At 36.3% G+C, this 18,929-nt stretch carries 15 protein-coding genes and 1 pseudogene; 6 read left to right on the top strand and 10 right to left on the bottom strand.

Going from position 1 to position 18,929, the window contains the following annotated elements; translation table 11 throughout:
• Positions 1–37: 37 nt before the first annotated feature.
• The gene (locus ACFQZ1_RS21245; protein WP_377884134.1) at positions 38–805 is read right to left on the bottom strand and encodes a TSUP family transporter; all 768 of its coding nucleotides are present in this window, start codon (positions 803–805) and stop codon (positions 38–40) included.
• Positions 806–918: 113 nt separating this feature from the next.
• Between ACFQZ1_RS21245 and ACFQZ1_RS21240 the strand changes: the two genes are divergently transcribed.
• The 3 genes from ACFQZ1_RS21240 (at position 919) to ACFQZ1_RS21230 (ending at position 4,045) form a co-directional block, all read left to right on the top strand.
• Entirely contained in the window at positions 919–1,704 is a 786-nt protein-coding gene (locus ACFQZ1_RS21240; RefSeq protein ID WP_377884133.1) for a TrmB family transcriptional regulator, read from the top strand.
• 298 nt (positions 1,705–2,002) lie between these two features.
• Positions 2,003–2,470 (top strand): GNAT family N-acetyltransferase, encoded by a 468-nt coding sequence (locus tag ACFQZ1_RS21235; protein WP_377884132.1) that lies wholly within the window; start codon positions 2,003–2,005, stop codon positions 2,468–2,470.
• A gap of 159 nt (positions 2,471–2,629) precedes the next feature.
• Positions 2,630–4,045, top strand: a complete 1,416-nt coding sequence (locus ACFQZ1_RS21230) for an IS4 family transposase (RefSeq protein ID WP_377884131.1) — start codon at positions 2,630–2,632, stop codon at positions 4,043–4,045.
• A 181-nt stretch (positions 4,046–4,226) separates the two neighbouring features.
• On the opposite strand, the gene ACFQZ1_RS21225 is transcribed toward ACFQZ1_RS21230, so the two are convergent.
• The 6 genes from ACFQZ1_RS21225 to hutP form a co-directional block, all read right to left on the bottom strand.
• Entirely contained in the window at positions 4,227–8,435 is a 4,209-nt protein-coding gene (locus ACFQZ1_RS21225) for a S8 family serine peptidase (RefSeq protein WP_377884130.1), read from the bottom strand.
• Between the two features lie 269 nt (positions 8,436–8,704).
• Entirely contained in the window at positions 8,705–9,676 is a 972-nt protein-coding gene (gene hutG / locus ACFQZ1_RS21220; protein WP_377884129.1) for a formimidoylglutamase, read from the bottom strand.
• Positions 9,655–10,926, bottom strand: a complete 1,272-nt coding sequence (hutI, locus tag ACFQZ1_RS21215) for an imidazolonepropionase (protein ID WP_377884128.1) — start codon at positions 10,924–10,926, stop codon at positions 9,655–9,657. The genes hutG and hutI overlap by 22 nt, the downstream gene beginning before the upstream one ends.
• Before the next feature lie 12 nt (positions 10,927–10,938).
• Positions 10,939–12,597 carry a urocanate hydratase gene (gene hutU, locus ACFQZ1_RS21210; RefSeq protein WP_377884127.1) on the bottom strand — a complete coding sequence of 553 codons (1,659 nt, stop codon included), beginning with the start codon at positions 12,595–12,597 and terminating at the stop codon, positions 10,939–10,941.
• Between the two features lie 16 nt (positions 12,598–12,613).
• Positions 12,614–14,131 (bottom strand): histidine ammonia-lyase, encoded by a 1,518-nt coding sequence (gene hutH / locus ACFQZ1_RS21205; RefSeq protein WP_377884126.1) that lies wholly within the window; start codon positions 14,129–14,131, stop codon positions 12,614–12,616.
• 107 nt (positions 14,132–14,238) lie between these two features.
• Positions 14,239–14,679 carry a histidine utilization transcription antiterminator HutP gene (gene hutP / locus ACFQZ1_RS21200; protein ID WP_336481194.1) on the bottom strand — a complete coding sequence of 147 codons (441 nt, stop codon included), beginning with the start codon at positions 14,677–14,679 and terminating at the stop codon, positions 14,239–14,241.
• A gap of 215 nt (positions 14,680–14,894) precedes the next feature.
• Between hutP and ACFQZ1_RS21195 the strand changes: the two are divergent.
• Positions 14,895–15,422, top strand: a pseudogene (locus ACFQZ1_RS21195) (class I SAM-dependent methyltransferase); the annotation flags it as partial.
• 223 nt (positions 15,423–15,645) lie between these two features.
• On the opposite strand, the gene ACFQZ1_RS21190 reads toward ACFQZ1_RS21195, so the two are convergent.
• The gene (locus tag ACFQZ1_RS21190; protein ID WP_377884125.1) at positions 15,646–16,338 is read right to left on the bottom strand and encodes an aspartate/glutamate racemase family protein; all 693 of its coding nucleotides are present in this window, start codon (positions 16,336–16,338) and stop codon (positions 15,646–15,648) included.
• Positions 16,339–16,595: 257 nt separating this feature from the next.
• Here ACFQZ1_RS21190 and ACFQZ1_RS21185 point away from each other — a divergent pair, with 257 nt between their 5' ends.
• Entirely contained in the window at positions 16,596–16,895 is a 300-nt protein-coding gene (locus ACFQZ1_RS21185; RefSeq protein ID WP_377884124.1) for a hypothetical protein, read from the top strand.
• A 104-nt stretch (positions 16,896–16,999) separates the two neighbouring features.
• A complete protein-coding gene (locus ACFQZ1_RS21180; RefSeq protein ID WP_377884167.1) occupies positions 17,000–17,431 on the top strand; it encodes a DUF2621 domain-containing protein in 432 nt (143 codons plus the stop codon).
• A 26-nt stretch (positions 17,432–17,457) separates the two neighbouring features.
• Here ACFQZ1_RS21180 and ACFQZ1_RS21175 read toward each other — a convergent pair whose 3' ends face one another.
• Together ACFQZ1_RS21175 and ACFQZ1_RS21170 are read right to left on the bottom strand one after the other, a co-directional pair.
• Entirely contained in the window at positions 17,458–17,964 is a 507-nt protein-coding gene (locus ACFQZ1_RS21175) for a CcdC family protein (protein ID WP_377884123.1), read from the bottom strand.
• A gap of 89 nt (positions 17,965–18,053) precedes the next feature.
• Entirely contained in the window at positions 18,054–18,761 is a 708-nt protein-coding gene (locus ACFQZ1_RS21170) for a cytochrome c biogenesis CcdA family protein (protein WP_377884122.1), read from the bottom strand.
• Positions 18,762–18,929: the final 168 nt, after the last annotated feature.

Raw genomic sequence — 18,929 nt, 5'->3', positions numbered from 1 at the left:
TAACATAAAATTCGATATGGGAAGTTAATTTTAGAAATTATTGAATATAATCATAAATATTTTTCGCTAATAATAAACAAGTTACTGTAATGAAAAGGGCACGAACATACCCACTTCCTTTTTTTATAGCAAATTTGGAGCCAATGATCCCACCAGCAATTTGTGCTATTCCCATTATAAAGCCATACACATAGTTTACTTGTCCTAAACACATAAACATCAACAATGCACCAATATTGCTTCCCAAATTAAGAAACTTCGCATTACCTGCTGCCTTTAAAAAATCATACCCAATTAATAAAAAGGAAAACATTAAAAATGAACCCGTGCCAGGACCTAGAAATCCATCATAAAAACCAATAACAAAAACAAAAAAGGTAAAAATAATGAAGTGCCGAACGGACAATTTCTTATGAGTGGAAATACTACCCCAATCCTTTTTGAATATCGTATAAATAGCAACAGCACCGAGCATTAGTAACATCAAAGGCTTCAGTATCTCTGGGTTCATTAAATGAACAGTCCATGCACCTACTATGGAACCTATGAAAGTGAGTGGAAATAATTTAAACGCTGATTTCAAATCAAGATTACCAGAACGATAAAACACAATATTACTAGTTACACACCCCATTGTCGATGCTAATTTATTCGTAGCTACTGCCCCTGCTGGATTCAGTCCCGTAAATAATAAAGCAGGTAAAGCAATCAGTCCACCACCCCCTACTACTGAATCAATAAATGAAGCTAAAAAACCAAAAACAATTAAAATAATTAATATCGATGGGTCTAAGTGGAAATCCATATATAATCAACCTTTCTATAGTCACTACTTAAATAGTAACTAATAATTCACTAAATGTAAATGGTTACTGTAACGTTGAAAATATAGGAAAAGAACAATTGGAGGACGAGAAATTGAACTATATAGTGCAACAGCTCAAAAAATTAGGTTTTAACGAATATGAAGCTAAATCTTATGTATCTCTTGTTAAACAAGGTCCTGTTACAGCCTACCAAGTAAGTAAGGACTCAGGCATTCCAAGAGCACGTATTTATGATGTATTAAGTAATCTTGTTGAAAAAGGAATTGTCATGAAGGAAGAAATAGATGACACCACTCGATATTCACCTTTACCTGTTGAAATCTTTTTGCAGAAAGCTCAATCAGAGTGGCAATCCATTTATGAAGTAATAAGTGAATCATTAAAAAGCCTAGAAACTTCCGAGGAAAAAGCAGACAATCGAGTGATTACTTTAAAGGACTATAAGACGATAATTAGTTATTGTCAGACATTACTAAAAAAAGCAGAAAAGCGTATTGTCATATCGATGTGGGATGATATGTATGAGATGTTGAAGGAGGAACTGGTTGAAGTTGCTAATAAAGTCACGGTACAAGGTATTACACTACATGTTGAAAATCCCATTAAAAATTTAGAAATCCATCGTATAACACCTTATACAGAAACCAGATCTACAGAACATTGGTTTATTCTGTCCATAGATTCTAAAGAGATGATTTATGGGCCATCAATTGAGGAGCGTAGTGTTGCTTTTTATACAGATGACCCTGTTCATATTTATCTATTAGAGGATTATGTGTGGCATGACGTGCTAGTGAATCGACTTGTTAGACGTAGCCAAGACAATTTGGAGAATTGGATTACTACAGAGCGGAAAGCATTCTTTATGGAGGAATAAGAAGCATTATTTAAATTAAAGTTCCTTGTTCAACTTAACCGTTGAACAAGGAACCATGTATATTCTATACATGTTCGGTTAACATAACGTAACATTATCGGTAGCAAATAAAAAGAAATCCCCCCAAAGTGAAAAAAATACGTGTTCACGAATAATATAGTTGTTTAAAAATAAAACCGATACTAGGAGATTTAGTGTCGGTTTTTTCCATATCGTTTATAATGATTATATAGAATATTCGGTAATCGGATATTTAACACAAGGACAGTAATTAGAATTTAAAAACGGAGGGGAATTTATGGATATTGATTTATTAGTAAATCGGCCAGAACATATAGAAGATGTTGCAAAAATGGTTTACAAAGAATTTGTTGTACCAACTAGCAGTAAAAAAACATATGAAGAAGTTGTCGATTTTTTTAAGAGAACATATGCAGATGAATTTCCAATCACTTTTATAGCGAATGTAGATGGACAATGTGTAGGAACAGTATCCATATTTGAAAACGATTGGAAAGAAAAACCTCAATATAAACCTTGGTTAGCATCTTTATATGTTGAACCTTCATACCGAAGTCAAAAAATAGGGTTTTATTTAATCAAAGACTTGCTAAAACATATGAAAAAAATAGGTTATTCAAAAGTATTTTTAAAGACAGAAAATGCTTCAGCTTACTATGAAAAAAGAGGTTGGGAGCGCATTGAAACAGTTCTAGATGAACAAGGTGAAAATGTCGATATTTTTAAATATGTATTATTGAAATGATGGGGGCCATCATTAAAGATTTAGCTCTCAAATTAAACAACTTTATTATTCATTTTTCTAGTAGTAACCATAGGGATTTTCAATAATTAAATAACTGTATTATCTCTATACAATACGTTATTCTTTCCGTAGAATCATAGGAAGGGATGGCGTTTTTGTATGTCTATTTCTGTATCTGATGAATTACAACTATTTGCTCAAGAGATTCAAAGTTTTTTATCTCCAAATACCTTACGGGATCTTGCTAGAGATGTTGGTTTTGTACAACGAACCAGTAAGTACCAAGCAAAAGATTTAGTAGCTTTATGTGTATGGATTAGTCAAAGTGTTGCTAAAACCTCTTTAACTCAGTTATGTAGCTGTTTAGAAGCATCAACAGAAGTGCTCATCAGTCCTGAGGGACTGAATCAACGATTTAATGCCACAGCCGTGCAATTTCTACAACAAGTGTTAGCGAAACTTCTCAACCAAAAGTTATCTTCAACTAAGCTGCTCACTTCTCCATACACTTCTATTTTCAAGCGTATTCGTATCCTAGATTCAACTGCATTTCAACTTCCCGATGTATTTTCACCTGTTTATCCAGGTGCAGGAGGATGCAGCCATACAGCGGGGGTGAAGATTCAGCTTGAGTATGATCTATTAAGTGGACAGTTCCTACATATTCATACAGGTCCAGGTAAACAACATGATCGAACCTATGGTTCTCTGTGTGTCCCAAATGTGACAGCGAATAATTTATGTATCCGAGATTTAGGTTATTTTCACTTGAAAGATTTTCGACATATACAAGATAAAAAGGCTTATTATATCTCACGTATCAAATCGAATACACTTATTTATCAAAAAAATCCTAACCCTGATTATTTTCAAGATGGCAGAATTAAGAAAAGTACAGAGTATATCCACATAGATATGGAGATTGTAATGAACTCTCTTCAACCAGGACAAACATGTGAAATATCCAACGCTTATGTAGGAATGACTGATAAAGTCCCAACTCGTGTGATTGTTCATCGACTAACAAAAGAACAACAACAAAAACGATTACAAGATCAAACTGTAAGAGAAAAAAAGAAAGGAATGAAGTATTCTGCTCGTAGTAAACGACTTAGCGGTATCAATGTATATATGACAAATACCCCGATGGGACAAGTACATGATTGGTACTCTTTACGTTGGCAAATCGAGATTATATTTAAAACATGGAAATCATTCTTTCATATTCATCATTGTAAAAAGATAAAACGAGAACGATTAGAATGCCATTTGTATGGGCAACTGATTGCCATTCTACTCTGTTCTTCTACCATGTTTCAAATGCGGCAATTACTTCTTATAAAAAAGAAACGAGAACTGAGTGAATATAAGGCCATGTATATGATTAAAGATTACTTTCTTCTTCTTTTCCAAGCTATACAGAAAGACACCCAAGAATTATCAAAGGTTCTCCTTCGTCTGTTTAACCTCCTACAGCAAAACGGGCGAAAATCTCATAGGTATGAGAAGAAAACAGTCTTTGATATATTAGATGTCGTTTACAATTGTACCATGTCTAATAATCAAGCGGCTTAAATCAAAAAAATGAAACCCATTAGGGTTTATTTCGTATGCAAATCTTTCAATTCCCTACACCTAGCCTTTAGAAAAACGAAACAAACTTTACTATAATTGACGTTGTATGAGCTTAGCTTGATAGCGATGTGGTGCTACCCCTAATAAAAAGGAGAAGGTACGTTACCCTCTCCTTTCTTCCTTACATTAATACACCGTCATATCCAAGTTTATAACCATTAATAACAGTATTCGCTGCCATTGAACCATCGTTGTAAAGATAATACCACTTACTTCCTACTGATACCCAGCCTGTTTCCGTTGCTCCGCTGTTATTTAAGTAGTACCACTTACCTCCTACTGATACCCAGCCTGTTTCCATTGTTCCGCTGTTATTTAAGTGATACCACTTGCCTCCTACCGATACCCAGCCTGTTTCCATTGCTCCGCTGTTATTTAAGTAGTACCACTTGCCTCCTACTGATACCCAGCCTGTTTCCATCGCTCCGTTGTTATTTAAGTAGTACCACTTGCCTCCTACTGATACCCAGCCTGTTTCCATCGCTCCGCTGTCATTTAAGTAGTACCATTTGTTTCCTGTTGATACCCAACCTGTTTTCTTTACTCCGTTATTATCGTAGTAATACCATACATCTTGATCATAAACCCAACCAGATGCACCTTTTACGATTTGAATTTCTTTTACTGTTTTATTACCACTAACATCAACAAGTTCAATCTTAAATGTATTTACGTTATCTTTTAATGGTACCTCAATATTTTCGACAGTATGCTTAAATGCCCTCATTTCATACGGCTCATCAAATGGATGTGCGTACTCTTCGCTGCCATTTACATATAAACGTGCTTCATCAAAATTGTCTTCAATATCAACACTAATTTTCGTTGATTCTTCATTTTTACCGACATACTTTGGTGCACGTGTAACAGTAAGTTTTGGCGCCTTCGTATCAACGATAAATTGGCGCTGAATAGAAAATTTATTTCCAGAACCATCTTTTGCATACACATCTACAGCATGTATACCATCTTCAAATGGTAAAGTTGTTTTAAACGAATATAGATTTCCTTTTTCGTCTGGTTTTAATTGAATATCTTTTCCGTCAATTTTAAACTCAGCAATACCGGATTCATCAGATACGCTTCCTTCAAAGACAACGTCCTTTGTATTCCACGACTTCAATGTTTCTGGAGATTTCAAATCAATAACCGGAAGATTTGCTTCTTTTTTGTCATTTACAAATGACACAGTCGCATTATTTGCATAGTCAAACGCAATAACTGCTACATGCAATCCTGTTGGCACATCTTCAGGCAACGTAAACTTCGTTGTATCAGGAGCTAACATTTCTGGGAATACTTTCGCAATGTTTCCATCTTTATCTACGTAAGCAACGCGTAAATAATTCACACCCGTCCCACTATCTTGAGCTCCAATTATGACATCTCCGTTGTCAATAAACGATGTAACGACTGGCGCTTTCGTATCAACAATTACTGGATATTTCACCGTTTGTTCTTTTCCATTTAATGTTCCTTTTAGCTGAATGTAGTACGTGCCATCTGGGGCTACTTTGTTATTTATTTTGCCATCCCATGTATAATTATCTGAGAAATAAAACTCTCTTTCAGGGCGACTGCCATCATAATTCTTTCTTAATAACTCATCTGTACGAATTTTTCTAAGTACTTTTCCTTTTTCATCTACAACAGCAACTTCTAATTTCTCTGCGTTGCGCAGTAAAGAAAACACTGGTGTTACATGATCATTTAATTCATCTCCATTTGGAGAAATTGCAATTTTATCTTTATTAAACTGCTTTGTAATTTCATTTTTCCCTAAGTACGCACCCTTTTCATTTACTAACCCTGCGCGTCCATAGTATGACTTTTCATCGTATATACTGTTATCAAAAATCGGTGCTTTACTCCAGTCTCCTTTAAATCCAACAAACGGAATATGCAATGTTGGCTGCCCATCTTTGTTGACTGCTTCTAATTTAATGAATCCATCAACAAAGTATCCATTTGGGAATACAGTTTCTGGTGATACTTGTGACGATAATGAAGGATCGAGAACTGTTCCTTTCGATAAATCAATTGTTACATCAAAAGATTTCGTTTTCCCAGCTTCTACTTCGATTGCAGCTGGAGCATTTACTTTTGCACCTTTTAATTCTTGCGGCTCAAGTGCCATATGATCAATACCGTCTTTTTCTTTTACAACTAAATCCGTTTGGACATTTCCGCTTACGTTATACGTTAACGGTTTGTCACTAAAGTTTTCAACAGCTAACGTAAATGTTGCTGTGTTCCCTTCAATTTCTTTTAATGTAACTTTTGCTTCACCAGTATTTTTGTCGTAAACCATAGCTGGTGTTTCTACAGCAGCATGAAGCTGCATAAGTCCAGCACCTTCACGACGCGGAGACACGTAATTTTCTAAACCTAATTGAGTATTATAGTCACCTTTATCTAACACTGGCTTAGAAGTATTCATTAATAGATTTTTTGCGCGTAACACTTTCTTATTACCTGTTAATTTAAATTCTTTCTCTACACGTTCAAGAACAAGTGCCGCTCCCCCAGATACATGCGGTGCTGCCATAGATGTACCGTTCATTAAACCATATTGATTATTATTTAATGTAGAATAAATCTTTCCTCCTGGTGCTGTAATTTCTGGTTTAAAATCTAAACTCGGTGTTACACCCCACGATGTGAAGCTAGACATTGTACCAGCATCTTTATTAACAATCTCTTCGCGAGATCCATCAAATGTAACCGATACCTTTTTACCTGATTTCAACAATTCTTTTAATGTGTTTCCATCTTTAATGCTTACAGAAGCAAGCGGAATTTTTGGTGCATCTAATGCCATAGACACGTAGTCACCGTGAGCAACACGTGGACGCACAATAATACCAACAGCTCCTTTTTCCTCGGCTTTCTTTTGGATTTCCGTATAATTTGGATTTGCAGCATCACGAATTGCTACAACAATTTTCCCTGTTACGTCTTTTCCCTCATAGTCTTTCTCAGCGCCGTCACCAACATATACTAATTCTACTTCTTTATCTTTCAATGTATCTAAGAAATTAGGACCAGATTGTGCTTTCCAACCAAATTTAATAGGCTCTGCTCCATCTACTTTCACTTGCATTGCATCTAATTGAATGTGAGTATTTTCAATAGAAGCGACTTGTAGAGAGTTACGAGCAATACCTGGTGAACCAACTGTACCGTAATCAGGATTTGAAGCGAACGGTACATTAGCCCCTTCACCTGCATATGCCGAGTTACCAGCTGAAATTGACATTACAATTCCATTATCAATTGCATTTTGAATAGCTTCTGATTCAGGATTACTATCATTAACAAATCCAGCAGATGAACCTAAACTCATATTCACAACATCTGCACCTAACTTGATCGCATCATCAATAGCTTTAATGTAAATATCTCCAAATGTAGATTCATAGTTTGGATCGTTACTAAACACTTTTAAAGCTAAAATCTGTGCCTCTGGTGCAACACCTTTAATACCGCCCGCCTTTTCATCACCATTTGCCGCAACAGTTCCTGATACGTGTTGACCGTGCATGCTTGCCCCAGGCCCTATATCACGCACTTCTTCATTATTATCAAAATAATTATATCCGTATGGAACTTTATCTGTATAATACTTTCCTTTCATATCGTTTTGATCAACTGTTTTTGCTACTTTTTCTTGCGTCAAGCGCTCTTTGGAAGGATCTGATATTTTCATATCTTTATGTGTATAATCAGTTCCTGTGTCAATTACAGCTACAACCATACCTTGCCCTTTATAACCATAATCTCCCCATGTTTGCTGTGATTGTACCATCTCTTTACTTGTGATCATATCTGGTTTTTCTTCAGGACGTTTATATTCATTTACAATATGTACACTTTCTACTTCTGAAAGGCTTTGTATCTTTTGAATTTCTCCTGCTTTTATACTTCCACTGAAACCGTTATACACAGTGTCAAAGCTTTGCTCATAGGACATTTTAATGCCCTCTTTTTTAATCTTTTTCTTTACACTTTCTTGCTTACTTTGTACTTGATTTTGAATTTCTTCTTTTTTACTTTTAGAGATTTTTGAGTAGTCTAGTCCACTCTTTTTTGCATATTCAAGAACAGACTGCTCTTTTAGTTTCACAATAACACGTACTTCTGCTTTCTCATTTAGCTGTACATCCGGCGAAGAAGCATTAGCTAACTGCTTTTTTACCTTTTCTGTTACATTTGCTATTTGTGCTGCTTGTCCCGTTTGATTTGTTTCCGCAAATGCAGTTGCTGAAAACAACAAAGGTACTGTAGTAAGCACAGCTACAACCGCTTTATGTTTCTTTTTTTGTCCCATAACGCCCTAACCTCCATAAAATGAAATAAACGGTTTTCGCAATATAAATTCTATGTCTTTGTTAGAAAACCAATTATTTCGAATATACGTTATTTTCTAATAACTGTAAACATATTTCGACAATTTAAAGAAAAAAAGTATCATTTTTTGACATAACGCATGAGAAATATGTAACTCTTCACAAATAAAAAACAGAAAAGCCAATTGATTGTTAGCTTTTCTGTTTCATTGATGAATTAAAAATATACTATGTCATCCATGGATCAAGTTCACTTTTCGCAAGCAGCAAACATCGTTTCGCGCGCTAATAAAAAGCTCATAATTACCTGCGCAGCCACGCGACTTGTCATATCACGAAAATCAAGTGTTGGATCGATTTCCACGATATCCATACCTGCCACAAGAGGTTCTTGCCCAAGTACTGTCATTGCATCAAGTAATGTGGTACTATCCATACCACCCGGTCCAATTGCCGGACACCCTGGTGCAAAAGCTTGATCTAATACGTCCATATCAACAGAAATATAAATTGATGTAACACCTTGACGACGCAGTAATTCAATACTTTCTGTAATAATATCTTTTATATGACGCTCCCTAACATGTTGCATTGTATATACTGTTACTCCATGTTCTTTTGCATAGTCATGGTAAGTACGGGCATTAGAAAAGTTTCGAATCCCTATTTGCACGAGTTGCTTTCCTGTAATAACATCATTCTCTAATAAACTACGAAACGGTGTCCCATTTGAAGGTCCGCCATCTTCTAAGTTACGTAAATCATGATGAGCATCAAATTGGATAATCCCAACTTTCCCTTTGCTTCTTGCAAAACCACTTATACTTGGAAAGCTAATAGAATGGTCTCCGCCAAGAACAACCGGTACCATCTTTGGGTTCAACTTTGTAAGACTCTCTAACGTCTTCGCAATGCGAGCATGACTTTCTTTTATATCCGTGACATGCATCGTAATATCACCGCAGTCATACAGAACACTATCTTTCATATCATGCTCTTCTGTAATTGCATACGTACTATAAGCATCTAACATCGCTCGAATCGTATTCGGTGCAAAACATGCTCCTGAATGACTAATGGATGGTTTTGAAAGCGGGGCACCAATTAATGCTGCTCCAAAAATTTCTTCACTTTCATCCCAACTCTTAATCATATCACTCCATTTCGTTACTTCACGGTCAATAAACTTTGCATTCTTCTTTAAATAGTGGCCTTGCTCCACGCCTTGTCACCTCTTGTATACGCAATATTCCCTTGCTTCCATACTGTATTTACATGACTAACGCCGTAATGGTACGGTACATACGCATAATTGTATGCATCCCATAATACGATGTCTGCCTTACGCCCCACACGGATTTTTCCAGCTACATCACCGCGATTAATTGCATACGCTGAGTTTACTGTTACAGCATTCCACACTTCTTCTGGTGTCATTTTTAACTTTAACATCGCAATACTCATGATGAGTTGAATATTTTCTGTCGGGGAGCTACCAGGATTGAAATCAGTCGCTAAAGCTACTGCTACACCATCATCAATCATTTTACGGCCTCTAGCAAAGCTTTCTTTATTCAAGTAGAATGTTGTACCTGGCAGCAGTACAGCAACTGTATTTGAATTTGCTAACATCTCAATCCCTTTATCAGATGCTCCGACTAAGTGGTCAGCTGATGCTGCACCAATCTCAGCAGCCGCTTCCGCACCGCCAAGCGGATCGATTTCGTCCGCATGCATTTTCACATCAAAACCAAGTTCTTTCGCCTTGAGTAAAAATTCTTTTGATTCTCCAACAGAGAATACTCCTGTTTCACAGAAAATATCAACAAACTCTGCTAATTGCTTTTCCTTAATTTCTGGTAACAAGTCAAGCATCCACTGTAAAAATTCTTTCGATTTTCCCTTATATTCTTTCGGCACTGCATGAGCCCCTAAGAACGTTGACACAATATCAATTGGATGCTCCTTCTGAACTTGTGCTGCCGCCTCTAATTGTTTCCACTCTGTTACATCATCTAATCCATAACCGCTCTTCGCTTCCATTGTTGTTACACCAAAAGACAACATGCGGTCTAGGTGGAATTTTGCCTTTTCAACAAGTTCTTCTGTTGTTGCTTGTTTTGTAGCATTTACAGTAGAAAGAATTCCGCCGCCTTTTTCTAAAATCTCTAAATACGGTACACCTTGTAGTTTGAGAGCAATTTCATTTTCACGAGAGCCGCCAAATACAAGGTGTGTATGTGGATCAACAAGACCTGGTGAAACCATTTTCCCTTCGCAATCCACAACTTCTTTTGCATGTAATTCCTTCGCTTCTTCCATTGTTCCTACGAATGTGATAACACCATTTTCAATACCTACCGCACCGTTTTCAATGACAGGAAGCGTATTCATCGCTTCCCGTCGTAGTAATCCATCTTCTTGATCCATTGTTAATAATTGACCGATATTCGTTAGTAAAATGTCTAGCATAGTTTCTCCCCCTTACTTCATCATCGGAATATTAACGCCTTTTTCTTTTGCTGTTTGCACCGCAAGATCATATCCAGCATCAACGTGACGAACAACACCCATTCCAGGATCAGAAGTTAACACGCGCTCAATTCGTTTTGCTGCGGCTTCCGTTCCATCCGCAACAATAACCATTCCTGCATGAAGAGAATATCCCATACCAACACCGCCGCCGTGGTGAACAGATACCCAGCTTGCGCCGTTTACACTGTTAATTAACGCATTTAAAATTGGCCAGTCAGCTACAGCATCACTGCCATCTTTCATTGCTTCTGTTTCACGGTTTGGCGAAGCAACAGATCCGCAGTCTAAATGATCACGGCCGATAACGATTGGTGCAGATAATTCACCGTTCGCTACCATTTCATTAATAATACGGCCAAATTTCGCACGCTCTCCGTATCCTAACCAACAAATACGAGATGGAAGTCCTTGGAATTCAACTTGGTCACGTGCCATACGAATCCAATTACATAAATGCTCATTATCAGCAAATTCACGTAAAATAACTTCATCTGTTTTATAAATATCTTCTGGATCACCAGAAAGTGCTACCCAGCGGAATGGTCCTTTTCCTTCACAGAATAGCGGACGAATAAATGCTGGAACAAATCCTGGGAAATCGAATGCATTTTTTAAGCCTTCATCAAATGCAACCTGACGAATGTTGTTACCATAATCAAACGCAATTGCACCGTTCTTTTGCATATCAAGTATTGCTTGCACGTGTTTTGTCATGCTTTCTTTTGATAATTGGACATAACGCTCTGGATCTTCTTGACGAAGCACTGCTGCTTCTTCTAATGAATATCCAACTGGAACATAACCATTTAACGGATCATGTGCAGATGTTTGGTCTGTTACTAAGTCTGGTGTAATGCCGCGTTTTACAAGCTCTGGTAAAATTTCAGCTGCATTACCTAATAATCCAATGGAAATAGGCTCTTTCTTTTCTTTATATTCCTTCGCAACAGCTAATGCTTCTTCAAGAGATTCTGTATACATATCACAATATCTCTTTTCAATGCGGCGATCGATGCTGCGTTTATCAACATCAATTGCAATCACAACACCGCCGTTCATCGTAACAGCAAGCGGCTGCGCTCCGCCCATACCACCAAGACCAGCAGTAATTGTTAATGTCCCTTTTAATGAACCACCAAAATGTTGACGTGCTGCTTCACCAAATGTTTCATACGTTCCTTGTAAAATCCCTTGTGTACCAATGTAAATCCAGCTACCAGCTGTCATTTGGCCATACATCATTAAGCCTTTTTTCTCAAGCTCACGGAAATGCTCCCAAGTTGCCCATTTTGGTACTAAGTTTGAGTTTGCTAGAAGAACGCGAGGTGCATCTTCATGAGATTTGAAAATTGCAACCGGTTTCCCAGATTGAACTAATAATGTTTCATCACTCTCTAAATTTTTAAGAGATTCTACAATTGCATGATAGCTATCCCAGTTACGAGCAGCACGGCCGATACCACCGTATACAACAAGCTCCTCAGGTTTTTCTGCTACTTCAGGATCAAGGTTATTCATAAGCATACGAAGTGCTGCTTCTTGTACCCAACCCTTTGCATTTAACTCAGTACCTCTTGGCGCGCGAATTGTTTGTTTTACATTTTCCATTGTAATCTCTCCCTTATTATAGTGTTGTATTTGCATTAATACGGTCCATCGTCCAATTTGTTGTTCTTAACCAATGAGCCGTGTTTTCAATATCCGTTGAAAAAATACGATCGTTTGTAATAGATGGTACAATTTGGCGAACTTGGTGATAGAACGCTTTCGTTTGCGTGCTCATTTGTTCAATACCACGGTATTCAGCTGCTTGCATCGCACAAATCGTTTCAATTGCTAGTACGCGACGTACATTTTGAATAATTTGATGTGCATGACGTGACGCAATTGTTCCCATACTTACGTGATCTTCTTGATTTGCTGATGATGGAATGGAATCTACACTCGCTGGATGAGCTAATGTTTTATTTTCTGAAACAAGTGCTGCTGCTGCATATTGCATAATCATCGCACCGGATTGAAGACCTGGTTCTGGACTTAAAAACGGTGGTAAATCGTTTAACTGCGGATTGACAAGTCTCTCAATACGACGTTCAGAAATATTTGCTAGCTCTGCCATTCCTACCTTTAAGAAATCCATTGCAAACGCAATTGGTTGTCCGTGGAAGTTACCACCAGAAATTACTTTTTGACCGCCGTCAAAAATAAGTGGATTGTCTGTTGCAGCATTCATTTCAATTTCTAACTTTTCTTTCACATAATTCAACACTTGCCAAGATGCTCCGTGCACTTGTGGAATGCAGCGAAGTGAGTATGCATCTTGTACACGAAGTTCTCCTTGTTTCGTAACAAGTTTGCTATCATGAAGCACATTACGCATACGATTTGCAACTTCTACTTGCTCTTTATATCCACGCGCAAGGTGAACATCTTCATCAAATGCATCAATAATGCCTTGCAACCCTTCAATCGTCATCGAAGCAATTAATTCCGCTTGATAAGCGATTGCTTCTGCTTCTAAATACGCTACAATTCCTTGAGCAGTCATTGCTTGTGTTCCGTTAATAAGCGCTAAGCCTTCTTTTGCTTCTAATGTGATTGGTTCTAATCCTTCTTTTGTTAAAGCGATCATCGTATGAACACGCTCGCCTTTATAAAACACTTCCCCTTCTCCTAATAAAGCAAGAGCAAGATGAGAAAGCGGTGCTAAATCTCCGCTCGCTCCAAGTGAACCTTGCTGCGGAACAACGGGATGAATTTGACGATTCACAAGTTCAAGAAGCATATTTACAACAAGTGGTCTAACACCAGAAATACCTTTCAACATTGTATTTGCACGTAACACAAGCATAGCGCGTGACACTTCTTCAGAGAAAGGTTCGCCAACACCACATGCATGAGATTGGATTAAATTATGTTGAAGCGCTTTCACGTCTTCTTTTTGAATCAGTACATCACTAAATTTTCCAAACCCTGTTGTAATGCCGTAAACAACTTTACCTTCTTCAACAATTTTCTCTACAGCTTGCCTACATTCTGTAACTTTTTGCATACTATTTGAACAAGCCGTTACCTGCTCTCCTTCAAACAGTATTCGCTTCATTTCCTTCAATGTTAATGAATGTCCAGTTAATGTAATCATGATTTTCCTCCTTTTAAAAAAGCAAAAGGGGACCTTATCTTTTTAGGACAGACTAATGTCCTAAAAAGTAAGGCCCCCTCTTAACTAATTAACTATGGGCAGTTTTTTTATATGTGATTAATACCTAATCCAATCGCCTCATGCTCTGATCCTTTCACAGGCGCACCTATCGTACCATATAGCGCAACAGCAACCCATTCGCCTTCTTTTTCACCGTCGTATGGTGTGCCGCGCACAATCGCAAATCGAAGCCCTACTGTACGAAGAACGTCTGCTAACTGAATCTGTCCTCTCGTTACTCCGTACAACGCTTCCATAATTGCATGGTAAAGCGCGTGTGTTTCTCTGTAAACGTCTGTTTGAATAACATGGTTACTACGTGCAGCTGTTTCCATTGCAGCAACAACTTTTTGCGAATTCATTGAACCGACTTTGCCCGTACAATATTTCCATCCTTTTGGAAGAGATAAAATCGGACTCTCATGTTCCTCCGCAAGTGCAAGAAGCATCGCCATGCGACCAATTCGTTGTGTTCCATGAAGAAGCATGTGACTCTCTCTTTTCTTTTGAATTGTTTAAATATTTCTTAATTTAAGAATAAATGAAAACGTTTAATTCGTCAATGGTTTACTATAAGAATTTTAGTAAAAAATATTTATCACACATTTTTTTACAAAAGTAACCTACAATTGTGTACACAATTTATTTACAGCAAAATTTGACGCATGCTATATTCTCTCTAACGGCTTAGAGGAGGAAGAAAATGGTCAAAAGAAAAGATATTCATTTTAGAATATGTAACGACTTGTTAGAAAGATTTGATTCAGCCTTGGTATATGAAGGACTTAACAAAACAGAAGTGTTAACGCATGCCATTCGCAATTTTTGTGCGCAAGTGGAATCTCAAAAGATGAATGATGTGAAACGATAATATACAGTGAGTGATTATCTACAAGTACGAATCGATACACATATGAAATATGAAGAAAAACAAGTAAATTTAGATAAAATAGTAATCTCTCAATTGCAATTAACAGGACAAGAAAAAATATTAGATATTGGCTGTGCATCTGGAAAGTTTCTTATAACATTACAAAAGCTTGGTCACCAAGGTCAGCTTACAGGGTTAGATCAATCCCCCGCTATGATTCAAGAAGCGAAAAAGAATAGCAAAAATACAAAGAAATCTATTGAATGGGTAGTTGGAAACGCAATAAAACTTCCTTTTCCCAATAATTTTTACGATTGGATTGTTGCCCGTCACATGCTCTATCATGTGCCTGATATAGATACGAATTGAAAATATGCTTTTTTCATTGGACACGCTCCTTTCTTGTTTTGTATACATAAAGTATACCAAACAAGAACGTACGTTTCTATTTATATACTTAAAAAAACAAAAAAAGCGATTCATTCCCCACCTAGCACTTCACGCTTGAGGTGGGGTCTTCTCGCCAGATATGATAAAAAAAATAGCCTGTGAACGACATTTCCTTAGTTCTCGTTGGATTCCCTCAATTTTCTAAAGATTTATTAACAGCTTCAACAGCATGTATGAAAGCCGTATCAAATAATGGAACGCTAGAATCCTCTGGTTTTACTAATAACCCAATTTCTGTACAGCCTAATATAATTCCTTCGGCTCCGTTACAAACTAAACGTTTAATTACTTCTTTGTAGTAATCTCTTGATTTTTGACACACTTTTCCTAAGCATAATTCTTCATAAATCACTTTATTTACAAATTCCCTATCATTTTCATTTGGGACTATCACCTTCATACCATTTGACTTTAATCTAGATTTATAAAATTCTTGCTCCATTGTATATTTTGTTCCAAGTAAACCTACCGTGCTAATTCCTTTCTTTTTTACTTGATTAGCCGTAGCATCGGCAATATGTAAAATAGGAATATTGATTTTTTCTTTTACGTCATCTACAACTTTGTGCATCGTATTTGTGCATATAACAATGAAATCAGCTCCACCTTTTTCTAATGAAAATGCAGCTTCCCCCAACACTTCACCTGCTTGTTTCCAGTTATCCTCTGATTGATAACGTTCAATTTCTTCAAAATCAACACTATATAAAAGGCACTTTGCTGAATGTAACCCTCCTAATTTGTTTTTTATTTCTTCGTTAATAACCCGATAATACTCTACAGTTGATTCCCAGCTCATTCCACCAATAAGCCCAATCGTTTTCATAATTTTCCTCCCTACAAAAAATCTTCTCCATTAATTATATGGAATTTTCAAAATTATAAGCAAGATACTTATCTCCTTGTTTCCTTTTTCTATCTGTCTTATAATAAAAAACAGAGATTAAATTGAACGTATTTTTCCGCTATGTAAGCTTGAAAAACCAAGCTTACATTATTTTTTGCTTTTCCTTTTCTTTTAAAAGGAGTATACTACATAGGAACGTATGTTCTTTTCACTACATACAGTAAGGAGCTTGAACAATGGTATACGACACTAAGGTACGATCATGGAACGAAACATTGAAACAATTGCAAAAGCGTTATACTGGAGAAGCAGTTGAAAATCGCAAGCAGTTTGAAGACATTGAGCTTATGACTTTCTTTCAAAACAACGAATATATTGCCCTTCCTACACATATTAGCGGCTTATCAGCAGCACGCTTTACTTCTTACTCTATTTTCACAACCGAGGATAAAAATCGCAAAGTTGGCACGCTAATCATCGAATATTTCGAAGATGATACAGAAACATTCCGAATTGAACAATTATACTTTGTATAAGAAAGCTTGGCCAATAGGTCAAGCTTTCTTGCTTTCTGTGAATCTCACTGCTTATAATAAACATAAAAGAATCGGTTTCTAATAGCATAAAAGGGGGAATTATGTTGCTTGAGGGATGGTTCAGTTGGTTTATTGTCATATGGACAGTTATTTTACTAGGACTCATGTCTATTGGTGGATACTTTATGTTCCGAAAATTCTTAAAACGATTACCGAAAGAAGATGGTATGTCCATCTTAGATTGGGAACAACATTATATCGATGAAACGAGACATTTATGGAAAGCTGAGCAAAGAGCTTTATTAGAAGAGCTTGTCAGCCCTGTTCCAGAACTATTTCGCGATGTCGCTCGCTCTAAAATAGCTGGTAAAATTGGTGCACTCGCTTTAGAAGAAAGAGCATCACAAATAACAGAAGATTTAATCATTAAAGGATATATTTTAGCAACTCCAAAACGGGATCATAAATTTTTAATAAAAAAATTAAAAGAAAAGCAAATTGACTACTCACGTTATCAATCGTTATTTGCAAAATAAAAAACCTCAAGAATTCTTGAGGTTTTTTACGTTAATTTTATATCTTTTTCATTATAAAACTCAGATTGTTTTTTCATTTCTTTTTGTAATTTCGTAAACGAACGATACATTGCAACGCGCCAAGATACAATCATAGCAAACGCAAGTAAGAAAAACATTCCACTTAATTGTCCTACATCAAGTGACTGACTTAAATATGATTTAAATGCAATACGAACAACAAGTAAACCGATTAAAATAAAGATAAACGCTTTAGAGCGTTTTAAATAAATCTCTTGTCCTCGTATTTCAAATTTTGACGTTTTAATAAGAAAAATAGAAAAAATTAACCCTACTGTAATTGCTTCTAATATTTCTTGCGCTGTTAAACGAAATTCAGGGAGAAGATACATAATTGCTCCCGTACTCATAAAGATTGGTGGAAGTACAATTTTTTTCAAGGTTGCTGGTTTTTTTGCCGCTTTTAAACGAATAAACATGACTCCGACAGCCATACAAATCGCAAAAATACTTGATAAAAGAGCTAAATTCATTCGTACTCACCCTTTGTTTTGGAAATATCGAAAATATAGTCTCATTATATGCTCTACTTTTAGTATTTCCAACATTTCTATAAAAAAGACTAAAATCCTTTAAATCCACCAAATAAATTCGAAAAGAATATAGTGATTTTTGTAAGACCATTAAAATAAAGTAATACACCCATCGCAATCATAATATAACCGCCAATTGTAACGAACGATGCACTATATTTTTTAATCCAAGTCATTTTTGTAATAAAGAACGACAAAATAAAGAATGGAATTGCAAAACCAAGTATGTAAGCAACCATATATAACATCGCTGATTGTGGATTTGTCGCAGCAAGTGCAATAACCGACACTAAAATCGGTCCTGTACAAGGTGTCCATCCCGCAGCAAATGCGATTCCAATTAAAGTAGAACCAAAGTAACCACTCGGTCTACTTTTAAATGTAATTTTTCGATCTTGCATTAAGAATGTTGGTTTAAACACTCCTGTTATAATGAGACCGAAAACAACAATAAAAATAGCTCCTAATTGGCGAATTAAATTTTGATAATCTACAAAAAATTCCCCTACAAAGCTTGTTCCAAAACCAATTGCAATAAAAATAATCGAAAATCCAATTAAGAAAAATGCTGTATGCAACATACTCCGTTTACGAAGCATGGCATTCTCTTCTTTTAAATCAGAAATAGACATCCCTGTTATGTACGATAAAAATGCTGGATAGAGCGGTAAACAACATGGAGAAATAAATGATAAAAAACCTGCCCCAAACGCTAAAAAGATATTAATATCTTGCATATTACGCCTCCTCTCTTCTTATTTATTGTAGCAAAATCTACAGCGAATACCATGAAAAATTCATGAACATACTATTATCACTATGAATATAGCGAAATCTTATTCATAATCCTCCTATTTATCTCGTTTATATTTCACTTGATTTATTATCGAAAAATATTTTTTTAT

It is taken from the genome of Bacillus sp. CGMCC 1.60114 (assembly GCF_042676365.1).
GTDB lineage: Bacteria > Bacillota > Bacilli > Bacillales > Bacillaceae_G > Bacillus_A > Bacillus_A rhizoplanae_A.
Note: the sequence above shows the minus strand (reverse complement) of the source record. Positions and strands in the feature narration are given on the sequence as shown.